Raw genomic sequence first — 24,719 nt, 5'->3', positions numbered from 1 at the left:
CCGCTCGCGCCGACGCGGCGGAGCCGCACACCGCCACAGCCCCGCACCCGGGGCGCCCCCCCACCCACGCACACCGCCACAGCCCCCGCACATCCCGCGGCGCGGCGCCGCCGTCGGCACCCCCCGAACCGAGAACCCCACCCTGCGAGGTACCCCATGCATGCCGCCCCGCTCAGTCGCCGCACCGTCCTCGCCGGCACCGCTGCCGCCGCCGCGCTCACCGCACTCCCGTCGGTGCAGGGGCGCGCCGACGCGGCCGAGGGCGCCGCCGCCCCCGCCTACCGCTGGCGCAACGCCGTCATCGGCGGGACCGGATTCGTCTCCGGCGTCCTCTTCCACCCCGCCGTGCGCGGTCTCGCCTACGCCCGCACGGACATCGGCGGCGCCTACCGCTGGGACGACCGGACCGGCCGCTGGACGCCCCTCACCGACCACCTCGGCTGGGACGACTGGAACCTGCTCGGCGTGGAGGCCCTCGCCGTCGACCCCGCGCACCCCGACCGCCTCTACCTGGCCCTCGGCACCTACACCCAGTCCTGGGCCGGCAACGGCGCGATCCTGCGCTCTGAGGACCGCGGCGCGACCTGGGCCCGCACCGACCTGACCGTGAAACTCGGCGGCAACGAGGACGGCCGGGGCACGGGCGAGCGGCTGCTGGTCGATCCGCGCGACAGCGACACCCTGTGGCTGGGCACCCGCCACGACGGCCTGCTGAAGTCGGCGGACCGGGGCGCGACCTGGTCGGCCGCGGCCGGATTCCCCGCGACGCCGTCCGCCACCGGGCAGGGCGTCACGCTCCTCGTCGCCGCCGGCCGCGCCCTCTACGCCGGCTGGGGCGACTCCGACGGCACGGCGGCCAACCTCTACCGCACCACCGACGGCAGCACCTGGCAGGCCGTCCCCGGTCAGCCCTCCGGGGCCGCAGCCAAGGTCCCGGTACGGGCCGCGTACGACTGCCACACCCGCGAGCTGTACGTGACGTACGCCGACGCGCCCGGACCCAACGGGCAGTCCGACGGCAGCGTGCACAAGCTGGCGACCGCGAGCGGCAGATGGACCGACGTCACGCCGGTCCGCCCCGCGAGCGGCGACGCCTTCGGCTACGGCGGGGCCGCCGTGGACGCCCGGCGGCCCGGCACCGTCGTCGTCTCCACGAACGACCGCTGGTCGGCCGTCGACACCCTGTACCGGACCACGAACGGTGGCCGTACCTGGACGTCCCTCAAGGACTCCGCGGTCCTGGACGTGTCCGAGACGCCGTTCCTCGCCTTCGGCGCCGACGCGCCCAAGTTCGGCTGGTGGATACAGGCCGTCGCCGTCGACCCGTACGACTCGAAGCACGTCGTGTACGGCACCGGCGCCACCCTCTACGGCACCCGGGACCTGAAGCACTGGGCGCCGCAGATCCGGGGCCTGGAGGAGACGTCCGTGCGCCTGCTGATATCACCCCCGACCGGTGAGGCCCACCTGCTGAGCGGCCTCGGGGACGTCGGGGTGATGTACCACGAGCGGCTCACGGCCTCGCCGTCCCGGGGCATGGCGGCCGACCCGGTGTTCGGGACGGCGACCGGGCTCGCCCAGGCCGCCGCCCGGCCCTCGTACGTCGTGCGCACCGGCTTCGGCGACCACGGCAACGGCGCGTACTCGAACGACGGCGGGAGGACCTGGGCGCCCTTCGCCGCCCAGCCCGCGATCGCCGAGGACGCGCCGGGGCCGATCGCGACCAACGGCGACGGCAGCGTGCTGCTGTGGTCCTTCGTGCACTGGGACGGCACCAAGTACCCCGCGCAGCGCTCCACCGACAACGGCGCGACCTGGTCCGAGGTCGCCTCCTTCCCCAAGGGCGCCACCCCGCTCGCCGACCCGGCCGACCCGACGCGCTTCTACGCCTACGACACCGACACCGGCACCCTGTTCGCCAGCACGGACCGCGGCCTCACCTTCACCGGGCGCGCGAGCGGACTGCCGTCCGGAGACAGCCAGTTCCAGCTGACGGCGGCCCCGGGCCGGTCCGGCGACCTGTGGCTGAGCACCAAGTGGAACGGGCTCTACCGGTCCACCGACGGCGGGGCCGCCTTCACCAAGCTGACCAGCTGCTGGGCCTCCTACACCCTCGCCTTCGGCAAGGCCGCCGCCGGCGCCGACTACCCGGCGGTCTACCAGGTCGGCTCCACGGATACGATCACCGCCGTGTACCGCTCGGACGACGCCGCCCGGACCTGGACCCGGATCAACGACGACCGGCACCAGTGGGGCTGGACGGGCGCGACCATCGCCGCCGACCCGCGCCGGTACGGCCGTGTCTACATCGCCACCAACGGCCGCGGCATCCAGTACGGGGAGCCCGTCTGATGCCGCACCTGGGCGACGCCACCCGCGGGCGGATCCTCTTCGGCGGCGACTACAACCCCGAACAGTGGCCCGAGAAGACCTGGCACGAGGACGTCCGGCTCATGCGGGACGCCGGCGTCAACTCCGTCACCCTCGGCGTCTTCTCCTGGTCGCGACTCGAACCCGAGCCGGGGGCACGGGAGTTCGGCTGGCTCGACACCCTGATGGACCTGCTGCACGAGGGCGGCGTCGGCGTCGTCCTGGCGACCCCCACCTCCTCGCCCCCGCCCTGGATGGGCCGGCTGCACCCGGAGACCCTGCCCCGCACCGAGGACGGCCGCGTCGAGTGGTGGGGCGGGCGTCAGCACTTCTCGCACTCCAGCGCCGCCTACCGCCGCTACGCCGCCGCCATCACCGAGGACCTGGCCGCCCGATACGGCGGCCACCCCGCCCTCACCATGTGGCACATCAACAACGAGTACTGCACCTTCGACCACGGCGACGAGGCCGCCGCCGCCTTCCGGCGCTGGCTGCGCGAGAGGTACCGCACCCTCGACGCCCTCAACACCGCCTGGGGCACGGCGTTCTGGTCCCAGGGCTACGACACCTGGGACGGCATCCTGCCCCCGCGCACCCCGCACTACCTGAAGAACCCGGCCCAGGTGCTGGACTTCCGGCGCTTCACCTCCGACATGCTCCTGGAGTGCTACCGCGCCGAACGCGACATCGTCGCCCGGCACACCCCGCACCTGCCGGTCACCACCAACTTCATGCCGCTGTGGATCGGCCAGGACGCATGGCGCTGGGCCGAGGAGGAGGACGTCGTCTCCGTCGACCTCTACCCCGACCCCCGCGATCCCTTCGGCGCCCAGTACGCCGCCATGGTCCAGGACCTGACCCGCTCCCAGGCGCGCGGACCCTGGATGCTGATGGAGCAGGCGGCCGGACCGGTCAACTGGCGCGGCGTCAACCACCCCAAGCCGCGCGGCATGAACCGCCTGTGGTCCCTGCAGGCGGTCGCCCGGGGCGCGGACGCCGTCTGCTACTTCCAGTGGCGGCAGTCCCGGCAGGGCGCGGAGAAGTTCCACTCCGGCATGGTCAGCCACGCGGGAGAGGAGGGCCGCACCTTCCAGGAGGTCAAGCGGCTCGGCGCCGACCTCGCGGCACTGGGCCCGCACGCGGCGGACCGGCACATCACCGCCGACGTCGCCGTCCTGCACGACTGGCACGCCTGGTGGGCCGGCGCCCAGGACGCCCGTCCGTCCACCGAGGTCGACCTGCCGGCCGTCCTCACCGCCTGGCACCGCGCCCTGTGGGAGAACAACCTCACCACCGACTTCGCCCACCCCGAGCACGACCTGTCCGGCTACCGGATGATCCTCGTCCCGCAGCTGTACGCCCTCACGGACGCGGCGATCGACAACCTCCTCGGATACGTCCGCGGCGGCGGAGTCCTCGTCTGCGGGTTCCTGACCGGCGTCGCCGACGAGGACGACCGGGTACGGGACGGCGGCATGGACGCCCGGCTGCGCGAGCTGTTCGGCATCCGCGTCCTGCACGAGTGGTGGCCGCTGGACCCGGGGGAGACCGTGGCCGCCGACGGCTTCCGCGGCACCCTGTGGTCCGAGGAACTGGAGCCGGCCGCGGACGCCCGCGTCGAGACCGTCTACCGGCAGGGCGAGCTCGACGGGATGCCCGCCGTCCTGCGCCGGGACCGCGCCTGGTACCTGTCCACCCTCCCCGAGCCCGACGCCTTCCGCACGCTGCTCGCCCGGATCGCCGCCGAGGCGGGCGTCCGGCCCGTCCTCGAAGGCCTCCCGCCCGGCGTCGAGGCCGTGCGCCGCGGCGACCTGCTCTTCCTGCTCCACCACGGCCGCGAACCCGTGACCGTCGCCCTCGCGGGCACCCACCACGATCTGCTGACCGGCACGACCGTCACGGACGAGGTCCGACTGGACCGCTATGGTGTGGCGGTGCTGCGCCCATGACCGCCCCACCTGCCCCGCCCGCCCCGCCCGCTCCCGGCGGCGCCGACGGCCCCGTGCACGGGACGTGGGAGCGCCGGGCCGCGGCCCGCTGGGAGGACGCCTTCCTCAGCGGCAACGGCCGGCACGGCGTCCTCGTGTTCGGCGACCCCTGTGACGAGCGGGTCGTCGTCACCCATCACAGCCTGGTCCGTCCCAACGGCTCCGAACACGCCGGGCCGCCCGAACTGGCCGACGAACTCGCCGCGCTGCAGGACAGGTTGCTCGCCGGTGAGACGACGGCCGCCGAGGACTTCACCGACCACCGCCCTCTGCAGTGGGTCCAGCCCTTCCACCCGGCCTTCCGGATGAGTGTGCGCCGCACACCCGCCGACGAGCCACGCCGCGACCGCGGACTCCTGCGGTCCGTCGACTTCACCACCGGCGAGACCGTCGCGACCCGTGCGGACGCCGTCGGCCGGGTGTTCGTCTCCCGCGCCGACGACGTGATCGTCCAGCAGGTCACCGGCCTCGACCTGGACATTGCGCTGGACCACCGGCTCCCCGGCGCCCCCGCCGGCCTCGCCGTCGGTCACGGCGCCGTCCGCACGACGACCGGGGCCCTGCTCACGCTGCGCGCCCGCTACCCGGACAGCGACCGCGCGTACACCGGCGTGACCCTCGTCGTGGCCGCCGGCGGCCGCACCGAGCTCACCCTTCCCGGAGTGCGGGTCACCGGAGCCGCGTCGGTGCTGCTGCTGACCCGGGTGCGCCGGCACACCGGCGAACTGGACGTCCTCGCGGAGCAGCGCGCCCTGAGCCGGCTGCCGCACTCCTACGACGACCTGCTCGAGCGCCACCTCGCCCTGCACCGCACCGCCTACCGCCGCGTCACCCTCGACCTGCACGCCGACCCCGCCGAGCGCGCGCTGACCGGCTCCGAGCTGCTCCGGCGCCCCCGCAGCGCAGCCCTCCTCGAACGTCTCTTCGCCGCGGGCCGCTACCACCTCCTGTCCTCCTCCGGTCAGAACCCGCCGCGCCTGCCGGGCCTGTGGACCGGTGACTGGGACACCGCATGGTCCGGGGCGTTCACCAACGACGCCAACGTCAACCTCCAGACCGCCTCGGCCGCGGCCGCCGCCCTGCCCGAAGTCACGGAGGCACTGGCCTCACTGATCCACCGTCAGCTCGACGACTGGCGGGCGAACGCCCGCGCGGTGTTCGGCGCGCGGGGCGCGGTCGCGCCCGCGCACACCGACGGAGAGTCCGGGCTGTCGTACCACTTCAGCCGCGAGTACCCGCTCCACCTGTGGACCGCCGGCGCCGACTGGCTGCTCAAGCCCCTCGTCGACCACGACGAGACCCGCGGCGCACGCGACCCGCGCACGGCCGCCGCCCTCGCCGAGGTCGCCCGGTTCTACGAGGACTTCCTCACCCGCACCGACCCGGACGGCCGGCTCGTCGTCGTCCCCTCGTACTCGCCGGAGAACCGGCCCGCGGGCGGCAGCTGGGGCGCGCTGAACGCGGCAATGGACCTCTCCGCCGCCCGGCACGCACTGCTCACCGCGGCCGAGTACCACCCGCAGGCCCCCGAGGAGGCCGGCCGCTGGCGGGCCCTCGCCGACCGCCTCCCGCCCCACCGCACCAACGCCGACGGCGCCCTCGCCGAATGGGCCTGGCCCGGCCTCGACGACTCCTACGACCACCGCCACCTCAGCCATCTGTACGGCGTCTGGCCCCTCGACGAGATCAACCCCTACGACACCCCGGGGCGGGCCGCCGCCGCCCACCGAGCCCTGGAGCTGCGCGGCGCCGAGAACGACTCCGCGCACGGCCACCTGCACCACGCGCTGATCGCCGCCCGCCTCCGGGACGGCGGGCGGGTCGCGAACGCCCTGGGTGCGGTCCTCGACGGCGACTTCTTCCACGACTCCCTGATGAGCGCCCACTACCCCCGCCGCGACGTCTACAACGCCGACGCCGCGCACACCCTGCCCGCCGTGCTGATCGAGGCGCTCGTCCAGTCCACCCCCGACCGGCTGGTGCTGCTGCCCGCGGTGCCCCCGGAGCTCCCCGCGGGCGCACTGCGCGGGGTGCGCACCCGGTTCGGCGCCGACATCGACCTGACCTGGGGCCCCGAGGGCGCCCGGGCGGTCGTCACACCGCACCGCACGCACCGCGTCGAAGTCCGGACTTCCTCCGGCGGCCCCCGCGTGCTCGACCTGGTCGCCGGGGAAGACCACGTCCTCACCCTGAGGACGTGGTGACTCCCCCCAGAAAAGCGCAGTTCCCCCCACCCATGGAAGGGACACCATGGCAACACGGAACCGAACCCCCCGCAGGATCGTCAAGGCCCTCCTCGCCCCCGCCCTCGCGCTCGGCGCCACCGTGGGCCTCGCCTCCGCCCCCGCCTCGGCCGCCGTCTGGAACAGCTGCGAGCAGTACGGCAACACGAGCCTGAACGGCTACACGCTCTACAACAACATCTGGGGCTCCGGCTCCGGCAGCCAGTGCTTCTGGGCCAACTCCGGCACCAACTGGGGCGTCTGGGCCAACCACCCCAACACCGGCGGCATCAAGTCCTACCCCGACTCCAAGAAGGTGATCAACAAGTCGATCACCTCGCTGAGCTCGCTCACCGGCAGCTACAACGTCACCGTCCCGTCCGCCGGCTCGTACAACACGTCGTACGACATCTGGGACACCGACTACGACTACGAGGTCATGCTCTGGGTCAACAAGACCGGCGCCGTCGGCCCCCTCGGCACCTCGCAGGGCACCGTCACCCTCGGCGGCCACACCTGGGCCGTCTACAAGGGCAACAACACCGCCAACGACGTGTTCTCCTTCGTGCGCACCTCGAACTCGACGTCCGGCACCGTCGACATCCTGCCGATCCTGAAGTGGATCAAGGACACCAAGCACTGGTTCGGCAACGAGACCATCGGGGACGTGCAGTTCGGCTTCGAGATCACCTCGTCGGCCGGCGGACTCGACTTCCGGGCCAACAGCGCGACGGTCAGCAGCAGCTGACCGGCTTCCGGGGCCGGCTCCGCACACCCCGCGGGGCCGGCCCCCCGCCGTGCGTCAGGCCCGGTCGACCTCGGCGCGCAACACGTCGTAGTCGGCGAACGCGGCGTCGACGTCCGCCCGGGTCAGGCCGTAACGGGCCAGGTCGTAGCTGTGCGGCCGGCTGCCCTTGGGGCGGGCGGCGATCCGGGGGAGCCGTGCCGCGTCGGCGTCGGTCCAGCGGGCGCCCACGGCGTCGTAGAGCTTCGGGGCTCCGGCGGCCGGGTCCGATCCCAGCCAGGAGTAGGGGACGTCCACCAGCGCCTCGCGCGGCACGCAGGCACGGGCCGCGAGGCCGCGCTGCACGGAACGGCTCAGCAGGGCGAGCCAGGTGGCGCCCAGCTCGTGCAGGTCGAGCGGGCGCAGGGTGATCGCCATGCCGTGCTCGATCAGGCTGCAGAACGAGGCCACGACGGCGGCCGGATCCCGGTGCGTCCACACCAGCGTGGCGTCGGGGAAGACGGCGAGCAGCGCGTCGAGGTTGCCGGTGTGCAGCGGCGACTTCAGCACCCAGCGGCGGCGGGGGCGGCCGTACTGGAGCACCTGGTAGACCTGCTTGAGGTAGGCGTAGTCCGGGACGAAGTCCCGCTCCTCCAGCGCCGCCCGGTAGGCGGGGATGCGGGCCTGGGACAGCGGCATGACGGTGTGCGGGAGGGCGAAGGTGCACTCCTCGGGCCCCTCGGCGACCAGTGGATGGATGTCGCGGTAGCGCGGCGCGAACAGATCGATGGCGCCGACCATGAGGCGCGCCGCGGTGACCGCCCTGCGGCGCTGCTCGGGGGAGCCCTCCAGGTCCGGTGCCAGCAGCTCCCACAGCAGGGGACATCGGTGCTGCTCGGACAGCGAGAGCACACCGTGGGTGAGTGTCGTCGCGGTGCGCGGCAGGCCCACCACGAACACCGGCCGCTCGATCGGCTCCCGTGCGATCCCGGGATGCTCGGCGATCAGCCGCCGGACCCGGGCGCGGTTGGCCAGATGCCGCCGGACGTGCCCCTGCGCCGACCACCAGCCGACCGGCGTGAGGTTCTCGTCCCGGGCCCAGTCGCGCAGCAGACGCCGGAACTCCTCGGTGCACTCCTCGTCCCCGTCCGCCGGGCGGGCCGTGGCCGAGAGCCGGTCGAAGACGCGGTCGGGCGTGCGACGGGAGGCGAAGCCGGGCCGCAGCAACAGGTCGGCCACAGTGAGGGCGAGCGGGGATGAGGACACGGGAGAACACCCTTTCGCGGGGCAGCGGGGGACGGAGGGGGCAGCGGGACGCCAGCCCCCTACCCCACCAACCGCCTTTTGCCACAAGGGAGTTCGGCTGTACCGGCGTTACTCGGCCACCGGCAGCCGGGCCCCGTCCCGCAGGAACAGCGGGAGGCGGTCCAGCGGGGCGTCGACCGTCACGCTCGCCCCGCCCTCGTAGGTCTCGCCGGTCCACGCGTCCGTCCAGACCGCGCCCGCCGGGAGGTGGGCCGTACGGGTCGTCGCGCCCGCCGTCAGCACCGGCGCGACGAGCAGGTCCCGGCCGAAGAGGTAGGAATCGTCCACCGACCAGGCCGCCGGGTCGTCCGGGAACTCCAGGAACAGCGGCCGCATGGGCGGCAGGCCCTCCTCGTGCGCCTCCCGCATGACCTGAAGGACGTACGGCTTGAGCCGCTCGCGCAGCCGCAGATAGGCCTCCAGGATCGTGCCCGCCTCCTCGCCGTACGACCACACCTCGTTCGGACCGCCGGTCATGTCGGGGCCGAGCGGCATGCCCGGGTCGCGGAAGCCGTGCAGACGCATCAGCGGGGACACCGCGCCGAACTGGAACCAGCGGACCATCACCTCCCGGTACGCCGGGTCGTCCGGGTCGCCGCCGTGGAAGCCGCCGATGTCGGTGTTCCACCACGGGATGCCCGACAGCGCGGTGTTGAGGCCGGCCGCGATCTGCCGGCGCAGCGTCGGGAAGTCGGTCCCGATGTCACCGGACCACAGGGCGGCGCCGTAGCGCTGACTGCCCGCCCACGCCGAGCGGTTGAGGCTGACGATCTCCTCCTCGCCGGCCGCGCGCAGCCCTTCGTAGAACGTGCGGGAGTTCTCGGCCGGGTACATGTTGCCGACCTCCAGACCCGGACCCGCCCAGTAGCGCAGGTTCTCCGGGAAGCCGGGCTTCAGCTCCGGCTCGCAGGCGTCCAGCCAGAAGGCCGTGATGCCGTACGGGGCGAGGTAGTTGTCGCGGATCTTCGACCACAGGAAGTCCCGGGCCTCGGGGTTGGTCGCGTCGTAGAACGCCACCTGGACCGTCGACGCGACCCCCTTGTCGGGCCAGTCGGCGTGCGCCATCGGACCGTACTGGGTGCCGATGAACCAGCCGCGCTGCTCCAGCACCTGATGGTTCTCGCTCAGCGGCGACACCGACGGCCACACGCTCACCACCAGCTTGACGCCCAGCTCCTCGAGCTCGCGGACCATCGCCGCCGGGTCGGGCCACTCGGCCGGGTCGAACTTCCAGTCGCCCAGGTGCGTCCAGTGGAAGAAGTCGCAGACGATGGCGTCGAGCGGCAGTCCCCGGCGCTTGTACTCCCGTGCCACCTCGAGGAGTTCGTCCTGCGTGCGATAGCGCAGCTTGCACTGCCAGAAGCCCGCCGCCCACTCCGGCAGCATCGGCGTACGGCCGGTGACCGCGCTGTAGCGGCGCTGACCGTCGGCCGGGGCGCCGGCCGTGATCCAGTAGTCGATCTGCCGAGCCGAGTCCGCGACCCAGCGGGTGCCGTTGCCGGCCAGTTCGACGCGGCCGATCGCCGGGTTGTTCCACAGCAGCGTGTAGCCGCGGTTCGAGCTGAGCACCGGGATGCCGACCTCGGCGTTGCGCTGGACCAGGTCCAGGACCAGGCCCTTCTGGTCGAGGCGGCCGTGCTGGTGCTGGCCGAGGCCGTACAGCCGCTCGTCGTCGTAGGCGGCGAACCGCTGCTCCAGACGGTGGTGGCCGTTGCCGACGGCGGTGTAGAGGCGTGAGCCGGGCCACCAGAAGTGGGCGCGGTCCTCGGCCAGGATCTCGGTGCGGTCGTCGGTGCGCAGGAAGCGGACCAGGCCCTCGGCGCTCACCTCGACGGTGAGCGCGCCGACCGTCAGCAGTCCTTCCGCGTCGCCGGTCTTGACGCTGCTCTCGGTGGCGGGCGGCTCGTCGAGCAGGGCGCCCGGCAGTCCTTCGAGGATCGGTCCGCCGAGCCGGGCGCGTACCCGGACGGCGTCCGGGCCCCACGGTTCGACCCGCAGGGTCTCCTGACGGCCCCTCCACTCCAGCGCGCCGTCGCGCTCCCGGAAGGTGCCGACCGTGGGCGACGACTGCGCGAGGCTGACCTGGGGCTGGTTTTCGGCAGACTGGTTCACGTGGAGTGCTCCTTGAAGGAGTGCAGACAGGAGTGAAACAGAGGACGCGGGCATGGGGGCGCCCCGGCAGGGCGCGAGGGGTGTGGAGCGAGGGGGCGAGGCGGGCGGGGAGCGAAGGGCGGGGGCGCGAGGATGCGCGTCAGGCCCCGGAGGGCGCCGGTCCCGTGCTCGCCCGGACCGTCAGCTCGGGCGCGATGAGCACGACCTCGTCGCCGCCGCGCCCCTCCAGCTTGGCGACGAGGCGTTCCACGGCGTGCCGGCCCATCTCCTGCGCGGGGATGGCGACCGAGGTCAGCCGCACGGACGCCTGGACGGCGACCTGATCGGGGCAGATCGCCACCACCGACACGTCCTCCGGGACGGCCCGGCCCTGCTGGCGCAGCAGCGCGAGCAGCGGCTCGACCGCCGACTCGTTCTGCACGACGAAGCCGGTGGTGCCCGGCCGCTCGTCGAGGACCCGGGCCAGCGTCACGGCCATCGCGTCGTATCCGCCCTCGCACGGGCGGTGCAGCAGCCGCAGGCCCAGCTCCCCGGCCCGGCGCCGGAGACCGTCGAGGGTGCGTTCGGCGAACCCGGTGTGCCGTTCGTAGACCGCGGGCGCCTCGCCGATGACGGCGATGTCGCGGTGTCCCAGCGTCGCCAGGTGCTCCACGCACAGTGCGCCGGTCGCCGCGAAGTCCAGGTCGACGCAGGTCAGGCCGGAGGTGTCGGCGGGCAGCCCGATCAGCACGGAGGGCTGGTCGGTGGAGCGCAGCAGGGGCAGCCGCTCGTCGTCCAGTTCGACGTCCATGAGGATCATCGCGTCGGCGAGGCCGCTGCCGGTGACGCGGCGGACGGCGTCGGGCCCCTCCTCGCCGGTCAGCAGCAGGACGTCGTATCCGTACGCGCGCGCCGTGGTGGCAACCGCGATGGCGATCTCCATCATCACCGGCACGTAGATGTCGGTGCGCAGCGGAATCATCAGCGCGATGATGTTGGACCGGCTGCTGGCCAGTGCGCGGGCGCCCGCGTTCGGGTGGTAGCCGAGTTCCCGGATGCTCTGCTCGACGCGCTGCCGGGTCGTCGTCGAGATGGACCGCTTGCCACTGAGGACATAGCTCACCGTGCTCGCCGAGACTCCGGCGTGCTGGGCGACCTCGGCGAGGGTGACCATCCAGCTCTCCAAGCTTTGTGAAGCGCTTCGACAGTGCGCATTACGAACAAGGGCGGGTGAGGGTGGTTCGACAGTAGCCCCAGAGGGGGTGGGTGTCCATAGGTTGTCGAAGCGCTTCGACACGGAGTTATGGGGGAATGGTGGAGAAGGGTACGGGAACCCCTCGCGGGAGTCGCGCACACCTCGCGCACACCCGTTCGGCGCAGGCCGCCCGACCGGCGGAAGCGGTGCTTCCGGGCGACCCGGCGCGCACCCGCGTGCCGTGCTCCGCCGGGGCGCGCGGCGCTCGCGGCCGGAGCGCGCCGGGGGGTCGGGTGGCCGAACGCGCGCACGCGGGGTGGCCACCTCGGCCCGGATCGGGTACCAACGATCGGGTAGCACCGATCGGTAACCAATGTGGTCCGAGATCCCGATTCGCGGCGAGGTGAGCCTCATGTCCGCACCACCCCTCAAGAAACCCACCGTCACCGAACGTGAGGCCCGCCAGGTCGCCGAGGCCGCCCGGGAACAGGACTGGCGCAAGCCCAGCTTCGCCAAGGAACTGTTCCTGGGCCGCTTCCGGCTCGACCTCATCCACCCTCACCCGGTCCCCTCCGCCGAGGCCGTCCGGCGCGGCGAGGCGTTCCTGGCCAAGCTCCGCGCCTTCTGCGACACGCAGGTGGACGCGGCCCGCATCGAGCGCGAGGCCCGGATCCCCGACGAGGTGATCACCGGGCTCAAGGAGCTCGGCGCCCTCGGCATGAAGATCGACCCCAAGTACGGCGGCCTCGGCCTGACCCAGGTCTACTACAACAAGGCGCTGGCCCTGGTCGGCTCGGCCAGTCCCGCGATCGGCGTGCTGCTGTCGGCGCACCAGTCGATCGGCGTGCCGCAGCCGCTGAAGATGTTCGGCACCCCCGAGCAGAAGCAGAAGTTCCTGCCCCGCTGCGCCACCACCGACATCAGCGCCTTCCTCCTCACGGAGCCGGACGTCGGCTCCGACCCGGCCCGCCTCGCCACCAGCGCGGTGCCCGACGACGGGGGAGACTACGTCCTCGACGGCGTGAAGCTGTGGACGACCAACGGCGTCGTCGCCGACCTGCTGGTCGTGATGGCCCGGGTGCCGAAGAGCGAGGGCCACAAGGGCGGCATCACCGCCTTCGTCGTGGAGAGCGACTCGCCCGGCATCACCGTCGAGAACCGCAACGCCTTCATGGGCCTGCGCGGCATCGAGAACGGCGTCACCCGCTTCCACCAGGTCCGCGTCCCGGCCGCGAACCGCATCGGACCCGAGGGCGCGGGCCTCAAGATCGCCCTGACCACCCTCAACACCGGCCGCCTCTCGCTGCCCGCGTCCTGTGTGGCCGCCGGCAAGTGGAGCCTGAAGATCGCCCGTGAGTGGTCGGCCGCGCGCGAGCAGTGGGGCAAGCCGATCGCCCACCACGAGGCGGTCGGCGCGAAGATCAGCTTCATCGCGGCGACGACCTTCGCCCTGGAGGCCGTCCTCGACCTGTCCTCGCAGATGGCCGACGAGGACCGCAACGACATCCGCATCGAGGGCGCGCTGGCCAAGCTCATCGCCTCCGAGATGGGCTGGCGGATGGCCGACGAGCTGGTCCAGATCCGCGGCGGCCGCGGTTTCGAGACGGCCGCGTCCCTCGCCGCCCGCGGCGAGCGGGCGGTCCCCGCCGAACAGGTCCTGCGCGACCTGCGGATCAACCGCATCTTCGAGGGCTCGACGGAGATCATGCATCTCCTCATCGCCCGCGAGGCCGTCGACGCCCACCTCACGGTCGCCGGCGACCTCATCGACCCCGACAAGTCCCTCCAGGACAAGGCGAAGGCGGGCGTGGGCGCCGGTGTCTTCTACGCCAAGTGGCTGCCGAAGCTGGTCGCGGGACCGGGGCAGCTGCCGTCCTCGTACAGCGAGTTCAAGCACGCGGGCGTCGACCTCGCCCCGCATCTGCGCCACGTGGAGCGGCACGCCCGCAAGCTCGCCCGCTCCACGTTCTACGCCATGTCCCGCTGGCAGGGCCGGATGGAGACCAAGCAGGGCTTCCTCGGCCGGATCGTGGACATCGGCGCGGAGCTCTTCGCGATGAGCGCGGCCTGCGTGCGCGCCGAACTGCTGCGCTCGCGCGGTGAGCACGGCCGCGAGGCCTACCAGCTCGCCGACGCCTTCTGCCGCCAGTCCCGGCTGCGCGTCGACGAGCTCTTCGGCCGCCTGTGGAGCAACACCGACGACCTGGACCGCAAGGTCGTCAAGGGCGTCATGGCGGGCGCCTACGAGTGGCTGGAGCAGGGCATCGTCGACCCGTCCGGGGACGGCCCGTGGATCGCCGAGGCGGCCCCGGGACCCAGCGAGCGGGAGAACGTCCACCGCTCGATCGGGTGAGCCGTCGCACACCGGTGCGCAGGGTGTCCTCCTTGGGGGGACACCCTGTCCTGGCGCGCACGCGGTGCGGCGACAATGGGGGGATGAGCGACAGTCCAAGCCCTCTCGCCGACCCGCACCTCGTCTACGACCCCGTCGTGGGCGACGGTCCCAAGGACGTGGTGGTCCTCGGCTCCACCGGCTCGATCGGCACCCAGGCCATCGACCTCGTGCTGCGCAACCCGGACCGGTTCCGGGTGAGCGGCCTGTCCGCCAACGGCGGCCGGGTCGCCCTCCTCGCCGAACAGGCACGGCTGCTGCGGGTGCGGACCGTCGCGGTGGCCCGCGAGGACGTCGTGCCGGCCCTGCGCGAGGCGCTCGCCGCCGAGTACGGCGCGGCGGAGCCGCTGCCCGAGATCCTGGCCGGACCGGACGCGGCCACCCGGCTCGCCGCCTCCGACTGCCACACCGTCCTCAACGGCATCACGGGCTCCATCGGTCTCGCGCCCACCCTCGCCGCCCTGGAGGCGGGCCGCACCCTCGCGCTCGCCAACAAGGAGTCGCTCATCGTCGGCGGCCCGCTGGTGAAGGCGCTCGCGAAGCCCGGTCAGATCATCCCGGTGGACTCCGAGCACGCCGCCCTCTTCCAGGCACTGGCCGGCGGCGCCCGGGCCGACGTCCGCAAGCTGGTCGTCACCGCCTCCGGCGGCCCCTTCCGCGGCCGCACCAAGGCCCAGCTGGCGAACGTCACGGTCGAGGACGCCCTCGCCCACCCCACCTGGTCCATGGGCCCGGTGATCACGATCAACTCCGCGACCCTCGTCAACAAGGGCCTGGAAGTCATCGAGGCGCACCTCCTCTACGACATTCCCTTCTCCCGGATTGAGGTGGTCGTGCATCCGCAGTCGTATGTCCACTCGATGGTTGAGTTCACGGACGGATCGACACTGGCGCAGGCGACGCCCCCCGACATGCGCGGCCCCATCGCCATCGGCCTCGGCTGGCCGCAGCGCGTCCCGGACGCGGCGCCCGCCTTCGACTGGAGCACCGCGTCGACCTGGGAGTTCTTCCCGCTCGACGAGGAGGCGTTCCCCTCGGTGAACCTCGCCCGGCACGTGGGCGAGCTCGCGGGCACGGCTCCGGCGGTGTTCAATGCCGCAAACGAGGAGTGCGTGGAGGCGTTCCGCAAGGGCGCGCTCCCGTTCAACGGGATCATGGAGACCGTCACCCGGGTCGTGGAGGAGCACGGCACGCCGGCGACGGGAACTTCGCTCACCGTGTCGGACGTCCTCGAGGCGGAGACCTGGGCCCGGGCCCGGACACAAGAACTGACGGCTACCGCGGAGGCGCGTGCATGACAGCCCTGATGATGATCCTCGGCATAGTCGTCTTCGCGGTCGGCCTGCTGTTCTCGATCGCCTGGCACGAGCTGGGCCACCTGTCCACGGCCAAACTCTTCGGCATCAGGGTGCCGCAGTACATGGTCGGCTTCGGCCCGACCCTGTTCTCCCGCAGGAAGGGCGAGACCGAGTACGGCTTCAAGGCCATCCCGTTCGGCGGCTACATCCGCATGATCGGCATGTTCCCGCCCGGCGAGGACGGCCGCGTGACGGCCCGCTCCACCTCCCCCTGGCGCGGCATGATCGAGGACGCCCGCTCGGCCGCCTACGAGGAGCTCCAGCCGGGCGACGAGACGCGCATGTTCTACACGCGCAAGCCCTGGAAACGCGTCATCGTGATGTTCGCGGGCCCCTTCATGAACCTGGTGCTCGCGGTGGGCCTCTTCCTCACCGTCCTGATGGGCTTCGGCATCCAGCAGCAGACCACCACCGTCAGCTCGGTCTCCCCCTGCGTCATCTCGCAGAGCCAGAACCGCGACGCGTGCAAGTCGACCGACCCGGCCTCCCCGGCCGCGGCCGCCGGCATGAAGCCGGGCGACAAGATCGTCTCCTTCGCCGGGCAGAAGACGGACGACTGGAACACGCTGTCCGACCTCATCCGGGTCAGCGCCGGCAAGGAGGTGGCCATCGTCGTCGACCGCAAGGGCCAGGAGCTGACCCTGCACACGACGATCGCCACCAACCAGGTCGCCAAGAAGGACTCCAGCGGGGCGTACGTCCAGGGCGAGTACGTCAAGGCCGGCTTCCTCGGCTTCAGCGCGGCCACCGGCGTCGTCCAGCAGGACTTCGGCGACTCGGTGTCCTGGATGACCGACCGCGTGGGCGAGGCCGTCGACTCCATCGCCGCCCTCCCCGGCAAGATCCCGGCCCTGTGGAACGCCGCCTTCGACGGCGCGCCCCGCGAGCCCGACTCGCCCATGGGCGTGGTCGGCGCGGCCCGCGTCGGCGGTGAGATCTTCACCCTCGACATCCCGGCCTCGCAGCAGCTCGCGATGGCCGTGATGCTGGTCGCCGGCTTCAACCTCTCCCTGTTCCTGTTCAACATGCTCCCGCTGCTGCCCCTGGACGGCGGCCACATCGCGGGGGCCCTGTGGGAGTCGCTGCGCCGCAACCTGGCGAAGCTGCTGCGCAGGCCGGACCCGGGCCCGTTCGACGTGGCGAAGCTGATGCCGGTGGCCTACGTGGTGGCGGGCGTCTTCATCTGCTTCACGATCTTGGTATTGATCGCAGATGTGGTGAACCCGGTCAAAATCTCGTAGGCGAGCCCTCGTCATCCGTGGACGGAGACGGCCCGGCACCTCCTCGGTGCCGGGCCGCCTCCATTGAGTGTGTTTGACGGCAGCGATGTGCTCCTGTCGGGGGCAGTGCCGTAATCTCGAAGCCTGGAACCCGCCTCCGACGGGACCTGAGCCTTGATCCACGACTTGGGGTTGCACAGCAGATGACTGCGATTTCTCTCGGCATGCCGTCCGTCCCGACCAAGATCGCCGAGCGCCGCAGGAGCCGGCAGATCCAGGTCGGCTCCGTGGCGGTGGGTGGAGACGCCCCGGTGTCGGTGCAGTCGATGACGACGACGCGTACGTCGGACATCGGGGCGACGTTGCAGCAGATCGCGGAGCTGACGGCGTCGGGGTGTCAGATCGTGCGGGTGGCGTGTCCGACGCAGGACGACGCGGACGCGTTGTCGACGATCGCGCGCAAGTCGCAGATCCCGGTGATCGCGGACATCCACTTCCAGCCGAAGTACGTGTTCGCGGCGATCGAGGCGGGCTGTGCGGCGGTGCGGGTGAACCCGGGCAACATCAAGCAGTTCGACGACAAGGTGCGGGAGATCGCGAAGGCGGCGAAGGAGCACGGCACGCCGATCCGCATCGGTGTGAACGCGGGCTCGCTGGACCGTCGGCTGCTGCAGAAGTACGGCAGGGCGACGCCGGAGGCGCTGGTGGAGTCGGCGCTGTGGGAGGCGTCGCTGTTCGAGGAGCACGACTTCCGTGACATCAAGATCTCGGTGAAGCACAACGACCCGGTCGTGATGATCGAGGCGTACCGGCAGCTCGCCGCGCAGTGCGACTATCCCCTCCACCTCGGTGTCACGGAGGCGGGCCCGGCGTTCCAGGGCACGATCAAGTCGGCGGTCGCCTTCGGGGCGCTGCTCTGCGAGGGCATCGGCGACACCATCCGGGTCTCGTTGTCGGCTCCTCCGGTGGAGGAGGTCAAGGTCGGCAACCAGATCCTGGAGTCCCTGAACCTCAAGCAGCGCGGGCTGGAGATCGTCTCCTGCCCGTCCTGCGGCCGCGCCCAGGTCGACGTGTACAAGCTCGCCGAGGAAGTGACGGCGGGGCTCGAGGGCATGGAGGTCCCGCTGCGGGTCGCCGTCATGGGCTGCGTCGTCAACGGCCCCGGCGAGGCCCGCGAGGCCGACCTCGGCGTCGCCTCCGGCAACGGCAAGGGCCAGATCTTCGTGAAGGGCGAGGTCATCAAGACCGTCCCCGAGTCGAAGATCGTGGAGACCCTCATCGAGGAGGCCATGAAGCTGGCCGAACAGATGGAGGCAGCGGGCATCGCCTCCGGCGAACCGTCGGTATCGGTAGCAGGCTGACCCCCGCCCGGACATGCCCCGGCGGGAAATCCGGCCGGTGCGGCGCCTGAAAGACGGGCCGGGGAAATCCAGCCCGTCCGGCGTTCGAGGACGAGGCCCGTTCAGGGCCGAACGGGGGGTCCGGGGGCGCAGCCCCCAGGGGACGGCACGACAGGCACGGTCACGGCGGACGAACGCCGACTGAACGCAGGGCGGCACGGCAAAGCTTCCGCAGGTACAGTGCGGGGACCAGCCAGACCCGAGTGTGAGGCCCCCGCGCGTGTTGACCCAGACGACCTCCCGGGTCCTCGAACCGAGGGACCTGGACGCCGCGCTCGCCGTCCTCGACCGCGAGCCGGTAGCCAACGCCTTCGTGACGTCCCGCGTCCAGGTCGCGGGCCTCGACCCGTGGCGGCTCGGCGGCGAGATGTGGGGCTGGTACGAGGACGGCATGCTGACGTCCCTGTGCTACGCGGGGGCCAACCTCGTCCCGATCTGCGCCACCCCCCGCGCCGTGCGCGCCTTCGCCGACCGGGCCCGTCGCGCCGGCCGCCGCTGCTCCTCGATCGTCGGCCCCACCGAGGCGACGACCCGCCTCTGGCGCCTCCTCGAACCCCACTGGGGCCCGGCCCGCGAGGTCCGCACCCGGCAGCCCCTCATGGTCACCGACCGCATGCCCGCCGACATCGCCCCGGATCCCCACGTCCGCCGCATCCGCAAGGACGAGATGGACACGATCATGCCGGCGTGCGTGGCGATGTTCACCGAAGAGGTCGGCGTCTCCCCGATGGCCGGCGACGGCGGCCTCCTCTACCAGGCCCGTGTCGCCGAACTCGTCGGCTCCGGCCGCTCGTTCGCCCGTCTCGACGACCGGGGCAAGGTCGTCTTCAAGGCCGAGATCGGCGCCGCGACCGCCCAGGCCTGCCAGATCCAGGGCGTGTGGGTGGCCCCCGAGTACCGCGGCCGGGGACTGGCCGCCCCCGGCATGGCCGCGATCCTGCGCTACGCACTGGCGGACGTCGCCCCGGTGGCGAGCCTGTACGTCAACGACTTCAACACGGCGGCGCGGCGCACGTACACGAAGGTGGGCTTCCAGGAGGTCGGCGCCTTCACGAGCGTGCTCTTCTGACGCCCCTGTAGGCTCCCCGCCATGGACCTCGCCATCGGCCCCCTGGACCTTTCCGCCCACGTGGACGAGGCCCTGGCCGTCCAGGCGGTCGCCTTCGGGCTGGGTCCGGACGAAGTGGCCGTCAGACGGCAGATCGTCCTGCGCCACATGACCAGCCCGGGCGCACGGGCCTTCGGCGCGACGACCCCCGAGGGCAGGCTGATCGGGTTCGTCTACGGCATGCCGAACGACCGCACCCACTGGTGGTCCACCGTCGTCCAGCCCTACCTGCGGGCCCAGAACAACGAGTACTGGCTGGACGACTCCTTCGTGATCACGGAGCTGCACGTCCACCCCGCCTTCCAGAACCGCGGCGCGGGCCGGGCCCTGATCACCACGATCACCGACACCGCGACCGAGCCCCGCTCGATCCTCTCCGCGATCGACACGGAGAGCCCCGCCCGCGCCCTCTACCGCTCGCTCGGGTACCACGACCTGGCCCGGCGCGTCCTGTTCCCGAGCGCCCCCCGCCCGTACGCGGTGATGGGCGCCCCACTGCCTCTCCTGCGCCGGTAAACGGATTTCCGGGCACACCGCGCTCCCGGCTAACCTCCTAGCCACCACCTTCCCCCGCTCCCGGTCTCGCCCGGGGACGGCGGACCCCCATCGGCAGGAGTACGAGAACCATGGCCAACGCACCGGTCCAGCGCATGTCCCAGTTGATGGCGAAGACGCTGCGCGACGACCCGGCGGACGCCGAAGTCCTCAGCCACAAGCTCCTCGTGCGGGCGGGCTACGTCCGCCGTACCGCCGCCGGCATCTGGTCCTGGCTGCCGCTCGGCAAGAAGGTCCTCGCGAACGTGGAGCGCATCGTCCGGGAGGAGATGGACGCCATCGGCGCCCAGGAGGTCAGCCTCCCCGCGCTGCTGCCCCGCGAGCCCTACGAGGCGACCGGCCGCTGGGACGAGTACGGTCCCGAGCTGTTCCGCCTCCAGGACCGCAAGGGCGGCGACTACCTCCTCGGCCCGACCCACGAGGAGATCTTCACGCTGATCGTGAAGGACCAGGCGTCCTCCTACAAGGACCTGCCGGTCATCCTCTACCAGATCCAGACGAAGTTCCGTGACGAGGCCCGTCCCCGGGCCGGCATCCTGCGCGGTCGCGAGTTCCTCATGAAGGACTCGTACTCCTTCGACACCGAGGACGAGGGCCTGGCCCGGTCGTACGCCCTGCACCGCCAGGCCTACCAGAAGGTGTTCGAGCGCCTCGGCCTCGACTACCGCATCTGCGCCGCCACCGCCGGTGCCATGGGCGGTTCGAAGTCGGAGGAGTTCCTGGCCCCGGCCGGCGCCGGCGAGGACACCTTCGCCGACTGCCCGAACTGCGACTTCGCCGCCAACACCGAGGCGATCACCTACGAGCTGAAGCCGGTGGACGCCGACGGCGTGCCCGCGCTCGAGGAGATCCCCACCCCGGACACCCCCACCATCGAGACCCTCGCCGCCCACCTCGGCGTCCCGGCCTCCGCGACCCTGAAGAACCTCCTGGTGAAGGTGGACGGCGAGATCGTCGCCGTCGGAGTGCCCGGCGACCGCGAGGTCGACCTCGGCAAGGTCGAGGCGCACTTCGCGCCGGCACCCGTCGAACTCGTCACCGCCGAGGACTTCGTGGGCCGCCCCGACCTGGTCCGCGGCTACGTCGGTCCGCAGGGGCTGGGTGAGAAGGTCACGTACATCGCCGACCCGCGGGTGGCCCCCGGCACCTCCTGGATCACCGGCGCCAACAAGGAGCACACGCACGCGAAGAACGTCGTCGCGGGCCGTGACTTCGAGGTCGGCGACTACGTCGACGTCGTCGTCGTCCAGGAGGGCGACCCCTGCCCGAAGTGCGGCACCGGCCTCCACCTGGACCGTGCCATCGAGATCGGCCACATCTTCCAGCTGGGCCGCAAGTACGCCGACGCCCTCAAGCTCGACGTCCTCGGCCAGAACGGCAAGCCGGTCCGGGTGACCATGGGCTCGTACGGCATCGGCGTCTCCCGCGCGGTCGCCGCCCTCGCCGAGCAGACCGCCGACGACAAGGGACTGTGCTGGCCCGCCGAGGTCGCCCCGGCCGACGTCCACGTCGTCGCCGCGGGCAAGGCGCTGCAGACCGAGCTGGCGCTCGACGTGTCCGAGAAGCTGCGCGCGGCCGGTCTGCGCGTCCTCGTCGACGACCGGGCCGGCGTCTCCCCGGGCGTGAAGTTCACCGACTCCGAGCTGATGGGCGTGCCGCAGATCCTGGTGGCGGGCCGCCGCTCCGCCGAGGGCGTCCTGGAGCTGAAGGACCGCAGGACCGGCGAGCGCGAGGAGCTCACGGTGGACGAGGCGATCGCCCGCCTCACCGCGTGATCCCCTCACCCGACCCGAGGGTCCGCGTGATGTAAGGGTCGTCCCGGAGAGTTCCGGTGAGGCGTACGGCTGCCTCGCAGGATTCTCTCAGGCCGTTCCCCGACCGCAGGGTGTGACAGAACGTCACCACGGAGGGGAACGGTCATGACGACCAGGGAACAGGAACGGGGGCCGCGGCCGCGGTCCGCAGAGGCGCACGACGGACGGCGGCGCACCGGTCGGCCGGCCGTGGTCGTGGCCAACGGCGCGGAGGGCGAACCGGCCGGCCGCAAGGACACGACCCTGCTGCGGCTGTCGCCCCATCCCGTCCTGGACGCGCTGCAGTCGGCGGCCCACGCGGTGGGCGCGGCGGAGGTCCGTCTCGCCGTTGAGGACGGCGCGGCCTGGCTGGAATCCGCCCTCGCCCAGCGCACCGCGGACCCGCTGCCGGTCAGGGTCGTCCGGCTGCCCACGTCCTCCCTGTCCGGCGCCCTCGGACGAGCCGGCGCCCTCGGACGAGCCCGCCGGGCGGCGGCGTCCGACTGCCCGGTGCTCGCGTCGAGACCGACGGCCGACGCCCCGTCCCGATGACCTGCCGGGACCGGCCCAGCCTGCCCCGGGCATCGCACGCCGGCAACGCACGCCGGGTGGGACTGCGCGGACCCGGCTAGAGCCAGCCGGCGAACTCCAGCAGCAGCTCCGCGTCCTTGCGGCGCCCCACCCGCAGCGCGCGCACGCCCGACTCCACCGCCCGGAACAGGGTCCAGCCCCGCACCCGCTCCTGGTCCAGTTCCAGCGACTCCGCGAGCCGCTTCACCCGCCGGCGGCTGGTCGTCGCCCCGGACGGCGAGGCGATCAGGTCCTCCACCCGGTCCCGCACCAGCCGAGCGAGATCGAACGCGCGCTCGCCGGCCACCGGGTCGGGCCCCACCGCGAGCCACGGCATCCGCTCACCCGCCAGCACCTTGCTCTGCCGGAACGTGCCGTGCAGCAGCAGATGCTCGGGCGGCGCGGCCAGCAGCCCCTCGCGCGCGGCGAGCGCCGCGTCCACCAGGGCGGCCACGTCGGGCTCGGCCGAGGCGCTCGCCCGCATGGCGTCCGCCTGCCGTCCGGTGCGTTCGGCGACGCTCTCGAAGGGATGGCCGGCCGGGGGCTCCACCCACAGCCGCCGCAGCGTCCCGGCCGCCTCCAGCAGCGCTTTCGTCTCCGGCAGGGACCGCACCGACACATCGGGGTGCAGCCGCTCCAGAAGGAGCGCCCCGGGCGTCGTCGGCCCCTCCAGCAGCTGGACGGCGCCCAGGCCGTCCCAGTGCGTGAGCGCGGCCCGCTCGGCCTCCGGCCGGAACCGGGGCGGGGCCAGCTTCAGCACGGCCGGCGCCCCGTCCGCCCGCCGCACGAGCACGACGAGGCTGGACCGGCCGCCCGGCGCCTGCACCCGGTCGACGGTCAACTCGCGTAGCGCGACGGCCTGTCGGGCCGTCTCCGGCAGCGTCTCCAACCAGCCGTCACCGTCCGGTGCCGTCTCACCGAGCGCTCGGACCAGACGCTGCGGCGGTTCGAAAGCCATGCGCGAGTCGTTCCCTTCCGTCTCCCGGTCAAGCCGTGGGCGTCCCCGCAGCCGCAGTCGCCGCAGCCGTCGTCGCCGAACCCGAACCCGTCGTCTCCGGAGCCGTCGTCCGGCCCTCGCCTACCGCGCGGGCGCTCCCGCCGCCGCGTCCGGAGCCGCTGCGGACGCCGAGCCCGTGGCCGGATCCGCACCGTTGCGCTCGGCGAGCCCAGGGAAGGCTACGCTCCCGCCCCGCCAGCGCGCCGCGCGGACCGCCGCCTCCCGCAGTGCGCCCGCGGCGTCCCGCCGCCGTGCTCCCGCGGTTGCCCGCACCAGGTCGGAGTACACCCCGGCCACGCGATCCTCCAGGTCGGCGGCGAGCCGGACCGCCGTCGCGGAGTCCGCCACCGGGAACGGCAGCGCGTACCCGGCGCTCGCGGCGACCGGCTCGGCGCCCAGGCCGCGCACCTCGCGCGCCAGCGCGTCCCGCCGCGCCCGGTGCGCGTCGTAGGCCGCCCGCGCCTCGGTGCTCCGGCCCTCGCCGACGCGGCCGCCGACCACCCCGTACCCGTACACGGCGGCATGCTCGGCGGCCAGCACCGCCTGCAGCGCCGTCAGCTCCGCGCCCGTCTCCCCGCTCATCGCGCCACCTCCGTCAGCAGAAAGGCGTGCGCCGCGCCGGCCGCCGCCACCGAGGCGAGCAGCCGGGCCAGCTCGCCCGGAACGTCCAGCAGCTCCGTGGCCCTGCGGTCGGCGAGCGCCCGTTCGGCGGCCGCGAGCCCGACGAGGGCGTCACGCTCGGTCGCCGGTGCGGCGGCGGACGGCGGGGCCGCGGACGGCGGGGCCGAGACGTCGGCCGGCCCGGTCGCGGCGGGGGCGGAGGGAGAGGCCGCAGGACCGCCGGTGGCGGTGGCGGTGCGGTCGCCGGTGGCTGTGGGGGAGGGAGACGCCTTGCCGACGCCCCCGAACGCCGCCACATGCCGGACGACCTCCGCCCGCAGCGGAGCCAGCCGCGCCGCCAGTGCCGGATGGACGGCGAGCGCGGCGTCGTACCGCGCGACCAGGCCGTTGCTCTCCAGAGCCGCACGCGCGCGTACCCGCTCGGTGGCCGAGGGGGTGCCGCTCGCGCTCTTCGCGGTCTCCTCGGGCCCGGCGGAGCAGCCGGCCAGCAGAGCGGCCCCGGCGGCCGAGGCGAGCAGGGTTCTTCTGCGCGGCCCGGAGGGGGTGCGCGAGGGGTGGGGGAACGGCACGTCAGACGTCCTCGGCGAACTCGTACGGAACCAGGACCGGTACCGGGACCTGTCCTGGTGGGCGGCGAACCCGTGATCACCGTACCCGCGCGCCCGCCGCGCACCACTCAGCGGCACCGCGCGCGGGAGCCCCGCCACCCTCCGTGCACAGGTGGACGGCAACACTCCCTGCGACCGGATACCCTTTGACCAGACACGAGCCCCCACCCACAACAGCACACGCGGCCGAGGAGTCACCCGG

The 24,719-nt window shown here is 72.8% G+C and carries 18 protein-coding genes; 12 read left to right on the top strand and 6 right to left on the bottom strand.

Annotated features, from left to right (window positions below):
- Nucleotides 1–156: 156 nt before the first annotated feature.
- The 4 genes from OHS82_RS13315 to OHS82_RS13300 are packed head-to-tail and all read left to right on the top strand — an operon-like array spanning nt 157 to nt 7,328.
- The gene (locus OHS82_RS13315) at nt 157–2,352 is read left to right on the top strand and encodes a 1,4-beta-glucanase (RefSeq protein WP_328433912.1); all 2,196 of its coding nucleotides are present in this window, start codon (nt 157–159) and stop codon (nt 2,350–2,352) included.
- The gene (locus OHS82_RS13310; protein WP_057580569.1) at nt 2,352–4,319 is read left to right on the top strand and encodes a beta-galactosidase; all 1,968 of its coding nucleotides are present in this window, start codon (nt 2,352–2,354) and stop codon (nt 4,317–4,319) included. Before OHS82_RS13315 ends, OHS82_RS13310 begins: the two co-directional genes overlap by 1 nt.
- Nucleotides 4,316–6,562 (top strand): glycosyl hydrolase family 95 catalytic domain-containing protein, encoded by a 2,247-nt coding sequence (locus tag OHS82_RS13305; RefSeq protein WP_328433911.1) that lies wholly within the window; start codon nt 4,316–4,318, stop codon nt 6,560–6,562. The genes OHS82_RS13310 and OHS82_RS13305 overlap by 4 nt, the downstream gene beginning before the upstream one ends.
- 46 nt (nt 6,563–6,608) lie before the next feature.
- Nucleotides 6,609–7,328, top strand: coding sequence for a glycoside hydrolase family 12 protein (locus OHS82_RS13300; RefSeq protein WP_057580571.1), 720 nt, complete (start codon nt 6,609–6,611; stop codon nt 7,326–7,328).
- A gap of 54 nt (nt 7,329–7,382) precedes the next feature.
- Here the strand turns inward: OHS82_RS13300 and OHS82_RS13295 are convergent, their stop codons facing one another.
- From OHS82_RS13295 to OHS82_RS13285, 3 genes are all read right to left on the bottom strand, one after another.
- Complete coding sequence (locus OHS82_RS13295; protein WP_057580572.1) at nt 7,383–8,570, bottom strand: sulfotransferase family protein; 1,188 nt, start codon at nt 8,568–8,570, stop codon at nt 7,383–7,385.
- Nucleotides 8,571–8,678: 108 nt separating this feature from the next.
- Nucleotides 8,679–10,721 carry a glycoside hydrolase family 31 protein gene (locus OHS82_RS13290; protein ID WP_057580573.1) on the bottom strand — a complete coding sequence of 681 codons (2,043 nt, stop codon included), beginning with the start codon at nt 10,719–10,721 and terminating at the stop codon, nt 8,679–8,681.
- A gap of 139 nt (nt 10,722–10,860) precedes the next feature.
- Nucleotides 10,861–11,874, bottom strand: a complete 1,014-nt coding sequence (locus OHS82_RS13285) for a LacI family DNA-binding transcriptional regulator (RefSeq protein ID WP_057580574.1) — start codon at nt 11,872–11,874, stop codon at nt 10,861–10,863.
- 433 nt (nt 11,875–12,307) lie between these two features.
- On the opposite strand from OHS82_RS13285, the gene OHS82_RS13280 reads away from it, so the two are divergent.
- From OHS82_RS13280 to OHS82_RS13245, 8 genes are all read left to right on the top strand, one after another.
- Complete coding sequence (locus OHS82_RS13280; protein WP_057580584.1) at nt 12,308–14,248, top strand: acyl-CoA dehydrogenase family protein; 1,941 nt, start codon at nt 12,308–12,310, stop codon at nt 14,246–14,248.
- Nucleotides 14,249–14,331: 83 nt separating this feature from the next.
- Nucleotides 14,332–15,585: a 1-deoxy-D-xylulose-5-phosphate reductoisomerase gene (dxr, locus tag OHS82_RS13275; protein ID WP_328433910.1), complete on the top strand. Its 1,254-nt coding sequence runs from the start codon at nt 14,332–14,334 to the stop codon at nt 15,583–15,585.
- Nucleotides 15,582–16,886: a M50 family metallopeptidase gene (locus OHS82_RS13270; RefSeq protein WP_057580576.1), complete on the top strand. Its 1,305-nt coding sequence runs from the start codon at nt 15,582–15,584 to the stop codon at nt 16,884–16,886. Before dxr ends, OHS82_RS13270 begins: the two co-directional genes overlap by 4 nt.
- Nucleotides 16,887–17,068: 182 nt before the next feature.
- The gene (gene ispG, locus OHS82_RS13265; RefSeq protein WP_328433909.1) at nt 17,069–18,226 is read left to right on the top strand and encodes a flavodoxin-dependent (E)-4-hydroxy-3-methylbut-2-enyl-diphosphate synthase; all 1,158 of its coding nucleotides are present in this window, start codon (nt 17,069–17,071) and stop codon (nt 18,224–18,226) included.
- A gap of 259 nt (nt 18,227–18,485) precedes the next feature.
- Nucleotides 18,486–19,334, top strand: coding sequence for a GNAT family N-acetyltransferase (locus OHS82_RS13260; RefSeq protein WP_057579526.1), 849 nt, complete (start codon nt 18,486–18,488; stop codon nt 19,332–19,334).
- Nucleotides 19,335–19,355: 21 nt separating this feature from the next.
- Nucleotides 19,356–19,889 carry a GNAT family N-acetyltransferase gene (locus OHS82_RS13255; RefSeq protein ID WP_266725966.1) on the top strand — a complete coding sequence of 178 codons (534 nt, stop codon included), beginning with the start codon at nt 19,356–19,358 and terminating at the stop codon, nt 19,887–19,889.
- Nucleotides 19,890–19,999: 110 nt separating this feature from the next.
- Entirely contained in the window at nt 20,000–21,703 is a 1,704-nt protein-coding gene (locus tag OHS82_RS13250; RefSeq protein WP_266725967.1) for a proline--tRNA ligase, read from the top strand.
- A 144-nt stretch (nt 21,704–21,847) separates the two neighbouring features.
- Nucleotides 21,848–22,273 (top strand): hypothetical protein, encoded by a 426-nt coding sequence (locus tag OHS82_RS13245; protein WP_328433908.1) that lies wholly within the window; start codon nt 21,848–21,850, stop codon nt 22,271–22,273.
- A 76-nt stretch (nt 22,274–22,349) separates the two neighbouring features.
- Here OHS82_RS13245 and OHS82_RS13240 read toward each other — a convergent pair whose 3' ends face one another.
- The 3 genes from OHS82_RS13240 to OHS82_RS13230 all read right to left on the bottom strand — a co-directional run bounded on the left by OHS82_RS13240 (nt 22,350) and on the right by OHS82_RS13230 (nt 24,478).
- Nucleotides 22,350–23,249 carry an aminoglycoside phosphotransferase family protein gene (locus OHS82_RS13240; RefSeq protein ID WP_057579519.1) on the bottom strand — a complete coding sequence of 300 codons (900 nt, stop codon included), beginning with the start codon at nt 23,247–23,249 and terminating at the stop codon, nt 22,350–22,352.
- Nucleotides 23,250–23,369: 120 nt separating this feature from the next.
- Complete coding sequence (locus tag OHS82_RS13235; RefSeq protein WP_057579517.1) at nt 23,370–23,870, bottom strand: ferritin-like domain-containing protein; 501 nt, start codon at nt 23,868–23,870, stop codon at nt 23,370–23,372.
- Nucleotides 23,867–24,478: a hypothetical protein gene (locus tag OHS82_RS13230; RefSeq protein WP_057579514.1), complete on the bottom strand. Its 612-nt coding sequence runs from the start codon at nt 24,476–24,478 to the stop codon at nt 23,867–23,869. Before OHS82_RS13230 ends, OHS82_RS13235 begins: the two co-directional genes overlap by 4 nt.
- Nucleotides 24,479–24,719 lie beyond the last annotated feature (241 nt).

The organism is Streptomyces sp. NBC_00425, assembly GCF_036030735.1.
GTDB lineage: Bacteria > Actinomycetota > Actinomycetes > Streptomycetales > Streptomycetaceae > Streptomyces.
This window is presented reverse-complemented; position numbering and strand designations above follow the sequence as displayed.